At 68.2% G+C, this 12,597-nt stretch carries 11 protein-coding genes; 5 read left to right on the top strand and 6 right to left on the bottom strand.

Features of this window, described 5'->3' with window-relative positions; translation table 11 throughout:
• Positions 1–81 precede the first annotated feature (81 nt).
• The gene (locus E7Y32_RS15090; RefSeq protein WP_146337838.1) at positions 82–657 is read left to right on the top strand and encodes a YceI family protein; all 576 of its coding nucleotides are present in this window, start codon (positions 82–84) and stop codon (positions 655–657) included.
• Between the two features lie 37 nt (positions 658–694).
• Here E7Y32_RS15090 and panB read toward each other — a convergent pair whose 3' ends face one another.
• Positions 695–1,630, bottom strand: a complete 936-nt coding sequence (panB, locus tag E7Y32_RS15085; RefSeq protein ID WP_146337837.1) for a 3-methyl-2-oxobutanoate hydroxymethyltransferase — start codon at positions 1,628–1,630, stop codon at positions 695–697.
• A 273-nt stretch (positions 1,631–1,903) separates the two neighbouring features.
• Here panB and glnA (E7Y32_RS15080) point away from each other — a divergent pair, with 273 nt between their 5' ends.
• The 3 genes from glnA (E7Y32_RS15080) (at position 1,904) to E7Y32_RS15070 (ending at position 6,858) form a co-directional block, all read left to right on the top strand.
• Entirely contained in the window at positions 1,904–3,244 is a 1,341-nt protein-coding gene (gene glnA / locus E7Y32_RS15080) for a type I glutamate--ammonia ligase (protein WP_138769615.1), read from the top strand.
• Between the two features lie 9 nt (positions 3,245–3,253).
• Entirely contained in the window at positions 3,254–6,265 is a 3,012-nt protein-coding gene (locus E7Y32_RS15075) for a bifunctional [glutamine synthetase] adenylyltransferase/[glutamine synthetase]-adenylyl-L-tyrosine phosphorylase (protein ID WP_146337836.1), read from the top strand.
• A 77-nt stretch (positions 6,266–6,342) separates the two neighbouring features.
• Complete coding sequence (locus tag E7Y32_RS15070; RefSeq protein WP_146337835.1) at positions 6,343–6,858, top strand: GNAT family N-acetyltransferase; 516 nt, start codon at positions 6,343–6,345, stop codon at positions 6,856–6,858.
• A gap of 256 nt (positions 6,859–7,114) precedes the next feature.
• Here the strand turns inward: E7Y32_RS15070 and glnA (E7Y32_RS15065) are convergent, their stop codons facing one another.
• Entirely contained in the window at positions 7,115–8,539 is a 1,425-nt protein-coding gene (gene glnA, locus E7Y32_RS15065) for a type I glutamate--ammonia ligase (protein WP_138769611.1), read from the bottom strand.
• Positions 8,540–8,836: 297 nt separating this feature from the next.
• Between glnA (E7Y32_RS15065) and E7Y32_RS15060 the strand changes: the two genes are divergently transcribed.
• Positions 8,837–9,274: an RDD family protein gene (locus E7Y32_RS15060; RefSeq protein WP_146337834.1), complete on the top strand. Its 438-nt coding sequence runs from the start codon at positions 8,837–8,839 to the stop codon at positions 9,272–9,274.
• A gap of 155 nt (positions 9,275–9,429) precedes the next feature.
• Here E7Y32_RS15060 and E7Y32_RS15055 read toward each other — a convergent pair whose 3' ends face one another.
• The 4 genes from E7Y32_RS15055 to lipB form a co-directional block, all read right to left on the bottom strand.
• Positions 9,430–9,792, bottom strand: a complete 363-nt coding sequence (locus E7Y32_RS15055; RefSeq protein ID WP_146337833.1) for a DUF3817 domain-containing protein — start codon at positions 9,790–9,792, stop codon at positions 9,430–9,432.
• A gap of 185 nt (positions 9,793–9,977) precedes the next feature.
• Positions 9,978–10,739 (bottom strand): DUF4191 domain-containing protein, encoded by a 762-nt coding sequence (locus tag E7Y32_RS15050; RefSeq protein ID WP_146337832.1) that lies wholly within the window; start codon positions 10,737–10,739, stop codon positions 9,978–9,980.
• Between the two features lie 90 nt (positions 10,740–10,829).
• A complete protein-coding gene (gene lipA, locus E7Y32_RS15045; protein ID WP_146337426.1) occupies positions 10,830–11,837 on the bottom strand; it encodes a lipoyl synthase in 1,008 nt (335 codons plus the stop codon).
• Positions 11,834–12,502: a lipoyl(octanoyl) transferase LipB gene (lipB, locus tag E7Y32_RS15040; RefSeq protein ID WP_146337831.1), complete on the bottom strand. Its 669-nt coding sequence runs from the start codon at positions 12,500–12,502 to the stop codon at positions 11,834–11,836. The genes lipA and lipB overlap by 4 nt, the downstream gene beginning before the upstream one ends.
• Between the last annotated feature and the right edge of the window lie 95 nt (positions 12,503–12,597).

Raw genomic sequence — 12,597 nt, 5'->3', positions numbered from 1 at the left:
CACTCCAGCCGGACTTCCGTTCGCAACCATCTCTACCCACATCCGGGTACCGGCTCGGCCGGTCCCGCAAGGAGGCATATCATGGCCGAACTCAGGCCCGAATACGCAGGACAGTGGCGATTCGACCCAACCCACACGCGCATCGGCTTCTCCACCCGGCACGCCATGGTGACGAAGGTCCGCGGAGCCTTTAATGATTTCGACGGGCTGATTACCGTGGACCCGGAGAACCCGGAGCGATCCAAGGTCGAGCTGACCGTCAAGGTCGCGAGCATCGACACCCGCAACGCGGACCGCGATCAGCACCTGCGGACCAACGATTTCTTTGACGCCCCGCAGTTTCCGGAGATCACCTTTGTGAGCAGCCGGGTGGACCAGGTTGACGAAGGCCACTTCATCGTCAGCGGGGACGTCACCATCCGGGGCGTCACCAAGGAAATCTCCATCCCCATCGACTTCATCGGCGTCGAGCGTGACCCGATGGGCAACCTCCGGGCGGGTTTCGAGGGCTCACGCCGGATCGACCGCCAGGACTTCGGGCTCAAGTGGAACACCGCCCTGGACTCGGGCGGCGTGCTGGTTTCGGACAAGATCACCCTGGAGTTCGAGGTGTCCGCGATCAAGAGCGAGGACGGCTCCGCGGCGGCCAACAGCTAAGGCCGCCGGCGTTCTCCCGGCTCGGTGCCACCCAGCGCTAGAACGACTGCTCCGGGCCGGGGAACTGGCCCGAGCGGACGTCGTCGCCGTAGGCCTTGGCGGCGTCGCTCAGCGTGGTCCGCAGGTCCGCGTACTGCTTGACGAACTTGGCCATCTTTCCGCCCCGCAGCCCGGCCATGTCCTGCCACACCAGCACCTGGCCGGTGGTAGCGTTGCCGGCCCCGATCCCGATCGTGGGGACCTCGACGGCGGCGTCCACGGCAGCCGCCGTCGGCGCCGGAACCATCTCCATCAGCACGCAGAACGCCCCGGCGTCGGCAAGGGCGACGGCGTCGTCGATCAGGCGCTGGGCATCGTCGCCCCGGCCCTGGACGCGGTAGCCGCCGAGGGCGTGCTCGCTCTGCGGCGTGAAGCCGATGTGTGCCATCACGGGGATACCAGCCTGGACCATGGCCCGCACCGTCTCGGCGTAGAACTTACCGCCCTCGATCTTGACCGCGTGCGCAAGCCCTTCCTTGAGGAAGCGCACGCCAGTCGCCACTGCCTGCTGGGCGGACACTTCGTAGCTGCCGAACGGCAGGTCGGCCACCACAAGGGCCCGCCGGGCGGAGCGGGTGACGGCCCGGCACAGCGGGATCAGCTCATCGACGGTGACCGGCAGACTGGTCTCATTGCCGAAGACATTGTTGGAGGCCGAGTCGCCCACCAGGAGCACCTCGATGCCGGCCTGGTCGAAAATCTCGGCGGTGTACTGGTCGTACGCGGTCAGCATTGCGAAGTGCTCGCCGTTGAGCTTCGCCTGGCGCAGGTGGTGGGTGCGGATCCGGGCGACGGGGTTCGGAGCGGTGACCGTGGCCGCAGTATCTTTGGCGGCAATGTCTGTGGCTGCCGTGGCGTTGGCTGCGGGGCCGCTGCCATAAGGCGCGGGGAGCTCGGCGGACATGCTGGATTCGGGGCTGTTGCTGGGGGCCATGCCATGAGCGTAGTGCGATACCGGGGGTACTAGCTACATGGCGGTCCCGGCGGCCCGGTGAGACCCGTCACAAAGGCGGCCTCCGGGGAGGGCCTCCGCAACGCCGGAACGGTGCCCCGGATGCCGGGGTGTTAACGGTGTGTTACGCCGGTGCGCTACTCCAGCAATCGCCGGGAATGCTTAGTAGAGTGATTCGTGAGCAGCCGCGGGCGCCACCGACGACGAACAGTCGGGGCGCGTCGGGGCACGGACGTAAACCCGGAAAGAGGCACCATGGACCGCCAGCAAGAGTTTGTCCTGCGGACGATCGAAGAGCGCGATGTGCGCTTCGTGCGCCTTTGGTTCACCGACGTCGTGGGATCGCTGAAGTCGGTGGCGCTGGCCCCGGCCGAAGTGGAAGGCGCCTTCGAGGAGGGCCTGGGCTTCGACGGCTCCTCGATCGAGGGCCTGGCCCGCGTCTTCGAGTCCGACATGCTGGCCCAGCCGGACCCCTCCACCTTCCAGATCCTGCCGTGGCGCGGCGAGACCGAAGCGACGTCGCGGATGTTCTGCGACATCCTGACGCCCGACGGCGAGCCTTCCGCGGCGGACCCGCGCAACGTGCTCAAGCGCAACCTGGCCAAGGCCGCGGACATGGGCTTCACCTGCTACACCCACCCCGAAATCGAGTTCTACCTGCTCAAGTCCCAGCAGCCCGGCCCCGACGGCGCGCCGGTCCCGGTGGACGAGGGCGGCTACTTCGACCACGTCCCCGGCGGCGTCGCCCAGGACTTCCGCCGCACGGCGGTGACCATGCTCGAATCCGTCGGCATCTCGGTGGAGTTCAGCCACCACGAGGCCGGGCCCGGCCAGAACGAGATCGACCTGCGCTACGCGGACGCCCTGCAGACGGCCGACAACATCATGACCTTCCGCACCGTGATCAAGGAAGTCGCGCTGCAGCAGGGCACCTACGCCACCTTTATGCCCAAGCCGTTCACCGCGCACCCCGGCTCCGGCATGCACACCCACTTCTCCCTGTTCGAGGGCGACACCAACGCCTTCTACGAGGCCGGTGCGGAGTTCCAGCTCTCCGAGACCGCACGGCAGTTCATCGCCGGCATCCTCAAGCACGCCCCCGAGTTCACCGCCGTCACCAACCAGTTCGTGAACTCCTACAAGCGGCTCTGGGGCGGGGGAGAAGCCCCGAGCTACCTGAGCTGGGGGCACAACAACCGCTCCGCGCTGGTCCGTGTTCCGCTGTACAAGCCCGGCAAGGGCCAGTCCGCGCGGATCGAATACCGCGGCATCGACTCGGCCGCCAACCCCTACCTCGCCTACGCGGTGCTGCTGGGCGCGGGGCTCAAGGGCATCGAAGAGGGCTACCAGCTGCCCGCCGCTGCCGAGGACGACATCTGGTCGCTGAGCTCGGCCGAGCGCCGCGCGATGGGCCACGACCCGCTTCCGGCCAGCCTGCACGACGCCATCCGCACCATGGAGGATTCCGAGCTGATGCCGCAGATCCTGGGCGAGCAGGTCTTCGAGCACTTCCTGCGCAACAAGCGCGCCGAGTGGCAGGATTACCGCCTGCAGGTGACGCCCTACGAGCTGCAGCGCAACCTGGCCATCCTCTAGGCGGCCGCGGTGAGCCTGGCACGGCGCCTCATCGCCGCGGGGTTCAACGACCTCGAGAAGGGCGAGCGGTTCCTGGCCGCCCCTGAGCTGGACGGCCTGGACCAGGATGCGCTGTTCGCCGGGCTGGCGCTGGCCGCCAACCCGGACACGGCGCTCCAGTCGCTGGTGCGTTTGATCGAAAAGCACCCGGACCTGCGCGAGCTGGCCGCGGCGGAGCCGGACCGCAGCGAACCGCTCTACCGGGTGCTCGGCGCGTCGGAGGCGCTCGGCGAGTTCCTCATCCGGCACCCGGAACACCTGGACGCCTTCCACACGAGGCCCAGCCCCGAACCTGCCCCCGCCGACGCCGCCGCGCTCCGCGCCCGCCTGCTGCAGTCGGTCCGCGCCGATCCCAAAGCTGCCCGTCCGGTCGCGGGCCTGGCCGGGCAGGAAGCGTACGCCGCGCTCCGCACGGCCTACCGGCGCGGACTCGTGGAGCTGGCGGTCAAGGACCTGTGCGCGGCCGACCCGCTGGACTACTTGCCCGCCGTCGGTGCCGAGCTCGCAGACCTGGCCGGCGCCGCCATCGAGGCAGCCCTGGCCGTGTCCCGGGCCGAGGCGGCCGAACAGTTCAGCGCCGCGGAGGTGGCCGACGTCGGCCTCGCCGTGATCGGCATGGGCAAATGCGGGGCCCGCGAACTGAACTACATTTCCGACGTCGACGTCATCTACGTGATCGACGCCGGCACGCTGGAGGACCCGCGCGCGAACACGATCGGCACCGCCCTGGCCTCGGGGATTTCGCGGGCCATCATGTCCACGAGCCGGGAACCCGGGCTCTGGGAGGTCGACGCCAACCTCCGGCCGGAGGGCAAATCCGGGCCGCTGGTGCGCACCCTCGCCTCGCACGAGAGCTACTACGCACGCTGGGCCGAGAGCTGGGAGTTCCAGGCGCTGCTCAAGGCCCGGACCATCGCCGGGGACGCCGCCCTCGGTGCCCGCTACGAGGCCGCCGTCGCGCCGCTGATCTGGGCCTCCGCCGGCCGCGAAGGGTTTGTCGAATCGGTCCGGTCCATGCGCCGGCGCGTCACCGAACACATCCCGGCCGAGGAGGAGCAGCGGCAGATCAAGCTCGGCCGCGGCGGGCTGCGCGACGTCGAATTCACGGTCCAGCTGCTCCAGTTGGTGCACGGCAAGTCGGACGAGACCCTGCGCTGCCGGGACACCACCTCGGCCATCGCCGCGCTCTCCGCCGGCGGCTACATCGGGCGCTCCGACGCCAAGGAATTCGACCGGGACTACCGCTACCTGCGGCTGCTCGAACACCGGATCCAGCTCTTCCAGCTGCGCCGCACCCACCTCATGCCGGTCAAGGAGGCCTCGCTGCGGTCCCTCGCGAAGGCCGTGCTGGGCCCGTTCTCCAACGAACGCCCGCACCCCGACGCGCTGCTCGCGGCGTGGCGTAAGACAAAGCGCTCCGTCCGCGAACTGCACGAACGCATCTTCTACCGGCCGCTGCTGAACACCGCCGCCGCGCTCAGCAGCGAGGAAGCCCGGCTCACCCCGGAGGCCGCGCAGGGCCGGCTCGCCGCGCTCGGCTACCTCGACCCGCCCGGCGCCATGCGGCACATCGAGGCGCTTACCGGCGGGGTCAGCCGCCGCGCCGCGCTGCAGCGGCAACTGCTGCCCATCCTGCTTGGCTGGCTCGCCGAAGGGGTGGACCCCGACGGCGGGCTGCTGGCCTTCCGCCGCGTCAGCGAAGCGCTCGGCACCACCCATTGGTACCTCGGCCTGCTCCGGGATTCGACGGCCGCGGCCGAGCGGCTTTGCCATGTGCTCTCCAACTCCAGGCTCATCTCGGACCTGCTGGAGGTCTCGCCGGAGTCGGTGGCCTGGCTCGGCTCAGACAAGGACCTGGTCCCGCTCAGCTATGAGGCGCAGTGGCTGGAGATCACCTCCAAGATGTCCCGGCACGCCGACCCGGAAAGCGCCATGCGCCTGATCCGGTTGATCCGGCGCCGGGAAATCCTCAGGATCGCCATCGCCGACAGCGCCGGCCTGCTGGACCAGGACCAGGTAGGCGCGGCGCTGGCCGACACGGACCGCGCCGCGGTGCTGGGCGCCCTCCGGGTGGCGGAGACGGTCGTTGCGGCCGGCGGGCCGCTCAAGACCCGGGTGCTGGTGGTGGCGATGGGGCGACAGGGCGGCCGGGAGATCGGCTACGGCTCCGACGCCGATGTGATGTACGTGCACCGCGGGCTGCCCGGCGTCCCGGAGGACGAGGCGCAGCAGCAGGCGGCTATGATCGTCGGCAAACTCTCGAGCCTGCTGACCCAGCCGCTCAAACCCGCCATCTTGGCCGAGCGGGTGCTGATGGTGGACGCGGACCTGCGCCCGGAAGGCAAGGCCGGGCCGATGGTGCGGTCGCTGGAGTCCTACGCCGAGTACTACCGCCGCTGGTCCCTTATCTGGGAGGCCCAGGCGCTGCTGCGGGCCCGGCCGATGGCCGGCGACGACGACCTCGCCGTCGACTTCGTGACGCTGATCGACCCGATCCGGTACCCCGAAACGATTACCGACCAGGATGTCCGCGAGGTCAGGCGGGTCAAGGCGCGGATCGAGGCCGAGCGCCTGCCCCGCGGCGCGGATCCGGCCCGGCACCTGAAGCTGGGCCGGGGCGGCCTGAGCGATGTCGAATGGCTCGCCCAGCTGCTGCAGCTGCGGCATGCCGGCCGGCACCCGGAGCTGCGGACCACCTCCACGGTGCAGACCCTGGAAGCGGCCGCCGAGCTGGGGCTGCTGGAGGCCGGCGAGGTGGTGCTGCTGCTGCGGGCCTGGCGGCTTGCGAGCCGGATCCGCTCGGCGAACGTGATCTGGACCGGCCGTGCCTCGGACCTGCTGCCTTCCTCCCGGCGCGACCTGGAGGCGGTAGCCCGCTGGTGCGGCTACGGCCAGGGGAACGCCGCCGCGCTTGAGGAGGACTACCTGCGGCTCAGCCGGCGGGCCCGCGCCGTGTTTGAGCGGGTCTTCTACGGCCAGTAGGCACGCCGGACACTGCCGGGCCTGCGGTGGCGAGGCGATGGCGGCGGTGCCGCCCCGTCGTTGGATACGCTTCTGTCATGCCTGAACACGTGTGGCTGCTGCCTCTGAAGGACCTCGACGACGACGCGCGCGCCGTGAAGCTGGGGGAGGTCGCCGAACTTAAGCTCGGCGAGGGGCAGCGCCGCTTTGTCGGAGACCCGCTGCGGATGATGCTCATGGGCCTCGAGGAGGACGCCCGGCACCCCTTCGTCATCGACGTCGACGGATCCGCCGTCGGGGTCCTGACGCTGCAGACTGGCGCGGCGACCCTGGCCGGCTGGTCGGACGACACCTCGGTCTGGCTGCTGCGCGGCTTCCTGATCGACCGCCGGCAGCAGGGCCGGGGCCTGGGCACGCTGGCAGCGGAGGCCGCCGTGCGCACGGCAGCGAAACTGACGGCAGCCCTCGGCGGCGCGCAGGCCGGCGTCGTCCTCTCCGTCAACGAAGAGAATCCTGCCGGGCAGGCCGCCTACCGCAAGGCCGGCTTCGAGGACCGCGGGCAGTACCTGGGCGGCGACGCGGGCCCGCAGCGGACCATGTACCGGGCCTTCTGACCGGCCCGTCACAGGATGGCGCGCATGAGCACAAACACCGCCGGGCTTTCATTCCGCAGCGGACCCGGACGGGGACTTCGACGGGGCAACCGCCGACGCCGACGCCGGCGACGAGGCCTGGCGGGTATGGCGTGAGGATCGACGGCACGACCGGGGAGTAGCCGTGTCCTGACGAGGCCGTTGCTTAAAGACCGGCGGCCCCCACCAGAAGGTGGGGGCCGCCGTCGTGCCATCCGTTGACGGAAGACTCTGGCGATTAGACGCCGTAGTAGAGCTCGAACTCGTACGGGTTCGGGCGCAGCGAGAGCGGACGGATCTCGTTCTCGTACTTGTACTCGATCCAGGTGTCGATCAGGTCCTGGGTGAAGACGCCGCCGGCCTGCAGGAACTCGTTGTCCTCGGCCAGGGCTTCCAGGGCCTCCTCAAGCGTGCCCGGGGCCTTGGGGATGTCCTTGGCTTCCTCGGCGGGGAGCTCGTAGAGGTCCTTGTCGATCGGTGCGGGGGGTTCGATGCGGTTGCGGATGCCGTCGATACCGGCCATCAGCTGGGCAGCGAAGGCCAGGTACGGGTTGGAGGAGGGGTCCGGAGCGCGGAACTCGATGCGCTTCGCCTTCGGGTTGGAGCCCGTGATCGGGATACGGATACCGGCCGAGCGGTTACCCTGCGAGTAGACCATGTTGACCGGGGCCTCAAAGCCCTTGACCAGGCGGCGGTAGGAGTTCACCGTCGGGTTGGTGAAGGCCAGCACGGCGGAGGAGTGCTTCAGCAGGCCGCCGATGTACCAGCGGGCGGTGTCGGACAGGCCGGCGTAGCCCTTCTCGTCGTAGAACAGCGGCTCGCCGCCGTTCCACAGCGACTGGTGGCAGTGCATGCCCGAGCCGTTGTCGCCGAAGACCGGCTTCGGCATGAAGGTGACCGACTTGCCCCAGGCGTCCGCGGTGTTCTTGATGACGTACTTGAACTTCTGCAGGTCATCGGCCGCGTGGGTCAGCGTGGTGAACTTGTAGTTGATCTCGGCCTGGCCGGCGGAACCGACCTCGTGGTGGCTGCGCTCAACCTCCAGGCCGGCCTCGTCCAGGGCGATGCACATGGCATCGCGCAGGTCGGCCTGCTTGTCGGTGGGGGAGACCGGGAAGTAGCCGCCCTTGACCGGGGTCTTGTAGCCGAGGTTTCCGCCCTCTTCCTCGCGGCCGGTGTTCCAGTGCGCTTCCTCGGAGTCGATCTTGTAGAAGCTGCCCTGCGGGGAGGACTGGTACTGGACGTTGTCGAAGACGAAGAACTCGGCCTCGGGAGCGAAGAACGCGGTGTCGGCAATGCCGGTGGAGGCCAGGTAGGCCTCGGCCTTCTCGGCCACGCCGCGGGGATCGCGGTGGTACGGGTCACCCGTGCGGGGGTTCACGATGGAGAAGTTTAGCGCGAGGGTCTTCTCGATGCGGAAGGTGTCGACGAACGCCGTCGTGACGTCCGGGATGAGCTGCATGTCCGACTCGGCGATACCCTGGAAACCGCGGATCGACGAGCCGTCGAAGAGCTGGCCGTTGACGAAGAAGTCCGCGTCAACGCTCTTGGCGGGCACGTTGAAGTGCTGCTGGACGCCCGGGAGGTCGGTGAAGCGGATATCGACGAATTTGATGTCTTCGTCTTTGATGAACTTGAGGACTTCGTCCGCAGTCTTGAACATCTATGCTCCTTACGCATATGAAAGATCTGGCCGTCGGGCCGTGTGGTCCAGCGCAGTCCGACGGCGGGGAAAACGCAATGTTCACCCCGCCTACGATGCCGCTGGCAACTGTTACCACCCTAAGGACACGGGATTTCCCCGCGGTGTCCGCTTTGTTTCGGGCAGGTTACAGAATGCGCTGACGTGTTAAAGCTAGCCGCTGTCCACAGTGTGGCCTATCCGGGTCCGCTGTATGACCACGGAAAGTCCACATTGTGAACATCCGTGGAGGCCTGCCGGAGCCGATAGGCTTGGAGGGTGGTTGATCGCAAAGACATAGGCTCCTGGCTCAGCGGACCGGACACCTCCGGCATCTCCAAGTACCCGGGAGAGCGCCTCGGCCTGCCCGAGTCCGGCCCCGGCTCCATCGCGCGGGCCGGACGGCGGATCCTCGCCATTTGCATCGACTGGGGGATCGCCCTGCTGATCAGCAACTTCGCCTTTGGCGGGAACTCCTGGGCAACCCTGGCCGTGTTCGCCGTGGAGCAGGCGCTGCTGGTGGGCACGCTGGGTTACAGCATCGGCCACCGCATCATGGGCATCCATGTCCTTCGGCTCGGCGGCGGCCCCGCGGGCCCGCTTCCGGCCCTGGTCCGCAGTGTGCTGCTGTGCCTCGTGATCCCCGCGGTCATCTTCGACCCGGATCACCGTGGTCTGCACGACAAGGCCATGAACACGATTCTCGTCCGGATGTAGCGCACCGAACGCCCAGCGCTTAGCCAGAGATGGCCGGCATCCCGCCCCGCATGGCGGCCATCCGTGGCTAATCGCCGAGCGGCCGGAGGCCAGCCCGGGAGGGCTGACCGGCGCAGCGAAGAAACGCACCGGATCGCCAAGCGCGCCGTTGGGACTTAGACCCGCGCCGGCTCCTGGGCACGGGCCAGGTCGTCCTCGCCGTCGCGGACGGAGAGGTAGCCGCGGCGGCCGGCCCAGCGCTCGAACCAAACGGTGGTGAACGGCAGGACCGCGGAGAATCCGGCAAAGAGCGCCACCAGGAACGGCCACCGCTGCAGCCGCCACAGCGCCAGGGCCGAGATTCCGTAGCCGATGAAGAACGCCCCGTGCACCGGGCCGGCGAGCTCCACGCCCAGTTCGGTGGTGCGGAGCACCCATTTGAGGAACATCCCCACCAGCAGCGCCGCCCAGCTGAAGGCTTCGGCGATGGCCAGCACGCGGAAAATCCTGACGACGGCGGACTTCGAGGGACGTTTCATGGAGCTCTCCGGATTCGGTTGGGGTGGCGGCATAAGCGGCGGCCGGAACGACGGCGGCTGCGCTGCCGGCCGGCGGTGCGGCACCGGCGTCGGACACGTGGGATGAGGGGGCCAAAGCGGAACGCCCCGGTCCCTGGCATGATGCCGGTAACCGGGGCGTTCGTTCGCTTAAGGCGCGGGCGCCCTTAGCGGCCGCGGGCCGACTTGCGGTCCGGGCGGGCCTTGTACGGGTCGATGCCCTTCGGGATCGGCAGGCGGTTGCCAAGTGAGGAGATGCGCTTGGAGACAGTGCTGACCTCGGTCTTGGTCAGTTCGTTTTTCATCTTGCCCATCTTCTTGGCGACCTGGCTGATCGGGGTCTGGCCCTCGCCCCGGCCGCTCTCGATCACGTGGATGGTGACGTTGGGCAGGATGCGTGCGAGGCGCTTGCGTTCGCCGTCGAGCAGGGGCTTGACGCGGTGGCTGGGACCTTCGCTGACCAGCACGACGCCGGGCCGGCCGATGGCGCGGAACACGGCGTCCTGGGTGCGCGGGTTCACGGCGACCGGCTGCTCCTCGGTGATCCAGCCGCGGCGGAGGGTGCCCAGGGCGGCGCCCGAGGCGCCCGGCTGGTTCTCAATTTGGGCGAAGGCCGCACGTTCGGCGCGGCGGGAGAGGATCAGCGTGGCCGCGAGGATACCCAGCGGAATGCCGATGATCAGCCCAGTGATCCAGTTCTCCAGCAGGAATCCCACCAGGAAGCTGACAGCCACGACGCCGAGGAAGGCCAGCAGCATCAGCCACGGGACCATCGGATCGTGGCGGCGCGTCATCTGGAAGACTTCGCGGATCTGCTTCAGCCGGCTCGGCTTCTTGACCTTGGCTTCCTTGGGCTTGCGGGAAAAAAGGCCACGCTTCGGCGCATCGGCTGAAGAAGTGGACGTGCTGGAGTCAGGGGAATTCGCCATAGTGCCTTAATTCTACGTGATCCACGGCTCAGGGCCGGACACCGGATTGCTCCGGCGCCGGCCCTGGGCGGCATGGGTGTGCGGGGTTGTTCAGGAGTGCGCCGCGAGGAGTGAGCTGGCTTCCTGGCGGGTGCTGCCTGAGCTTTCGATGTGCGCGAGTTCGGCCGGGATTTCCCAGCCCTTTTTGCGCATGGCGGTGGCCCAGAGCCGGCCGGCGCGGTAGGAGGAGCGCACCAGGGGCCCGGACATGACGCCGAGGAAGCCGATCTCGTCGGCCTCGTTTTGCAGGTCGACGAATTCCTGCGGCTTGACCCAGCGGTCCACCGGGAGGTGGCGTTCACTCGGGCGCAGGTACTGGGTGATGGTGATCAGGTCGCAGCCGGCCTCGTGCAGGTCGCGCAGCGCTTCGGAGATTTCCTCGCGGGTCTCGCCCATGCCCAGGATCAGGTTGGATTTGGTGACCATGCCGAGGTTGCGGCCCTGGGTGATGACGTCGAGGGAGCGTTCGTAGCGGAACGCGGGGCGGATGCGCTTGAAGATCCGCGGCACGGTTTCGACGTTGTGCGCGAAGACTTCGGGTTTGGAGTCGCAGATCGCCGCGATGTGTTCGGGTTTGCCGGAGAAGTCCGGGATCAGCAGCTCGACGCCGGTGCCGGGGTTCAGTTCGTGGATCTTGCGGACGGTTTCGGCGTAGAGCCAGACGCCCTCGTCGGCGAGGTCGTCGCGGGCCACGCCGGTGACGGTGGCGTAGCGCAGCTGCATGGCCTGGACCGAGCGGGCCACCTTGGTGGGTTCGAACATGTCCACGGGGGAGGGTTTGCCGGTGTCGATCTGGCAGAAGTCGCAGCGCCGGGTGCATTCGGAGCCGCCGATCAGGAAGGTCGCTTCCTTGTCTTCCCAGCATTCGAAGATGTTGGGGCAGCCGGCCTCCTCGCACACGGTGTGCAGGCCTTCCTTCTTGACCAGGTTCTTGAGCTGGACGAACTCCGGGCCCATCTGGACCTTGGCCTTAATCCATTCGGGCTTCCGCTCCACCGGGGTGGCCGCATTGCGCTGCTCGATGCGCAGCATCTTCCGGCCTTCTGGTGCCAGTGTCACAGTAGGGCTCCTTCATGGGTTGCAACTAGGGCTTCTTCATTGTTGCGCAGTTCCTCGGTGATCCGCGACACGAGGTCAGCGGGCGTGACGTCCCGGCCGGTCTCCTGCGCGATCGTGGTGACGCCGGCGTCGGTGATGCCGCAGGCGATGATCTGGGCGTAGGGCGCCAGGTCGTTGTTGCAGTTGATCGCGAAGCCGTGCATGGTCACGCCCTCGTGGACGCGGATACCGATGGCGGCGATCTTCCGCGCCGGGCCCTTCTCGTCCTGGTCGATCCAGACGCCCGCTCGGCCCTTGATCCGGACGGCGTCGATGCCGTAGTCGGCCAGGACGGCGATGATGACGGCTTCGAGGCGCTCGACGTAGTCCCGGATGCCAGCCGGGTTCTTCAGCTTGATGATGGGATAGCCCACCAACTGGCCCGGACCGTGCCAGGTCAGCTTGCCGCCGCGGTCCACCGGCACCACGGGGGTCCCGTCGAAGGGGCGTTCATGGTCTTCGGTGCGCTTGCCGGCGGTGTAGACCGCGGAATGTTCGAGCAGCAGAACGGTGCTGGGGGCGGTTCCGGCGGCGACTTTCTCGTGCAGCTCGCGCTGGATGTCCCAGCCGCGGGTGTAGTCGACGAAGTCGGGAGCGAGACCCAGCTGGGAGAACTCAAGAGTCATGGCATCCAGCTTAGTCCTCGGCGCTTCTGCGGACCGATTCTGTGGCGAAGCTCTCATGCCTGTGGATAACTTCTGCAGGGACGGCGCGGATCGGC

It is taken from the genome of Arthrobacter sp. UKPF54-2, assembly GCF_007858535.1.
Taxonomy (GTDB): Bacteria; Actinomycetota; Actinomycetes; order Actinomycetales; family Micrococcaceae; genus Arthrobacter.
The sequence above is the reverse complement of the archived record's forward strand: the minus strand, read 5'-3'. Positions and strand labels throughout refer to the sequence as shown.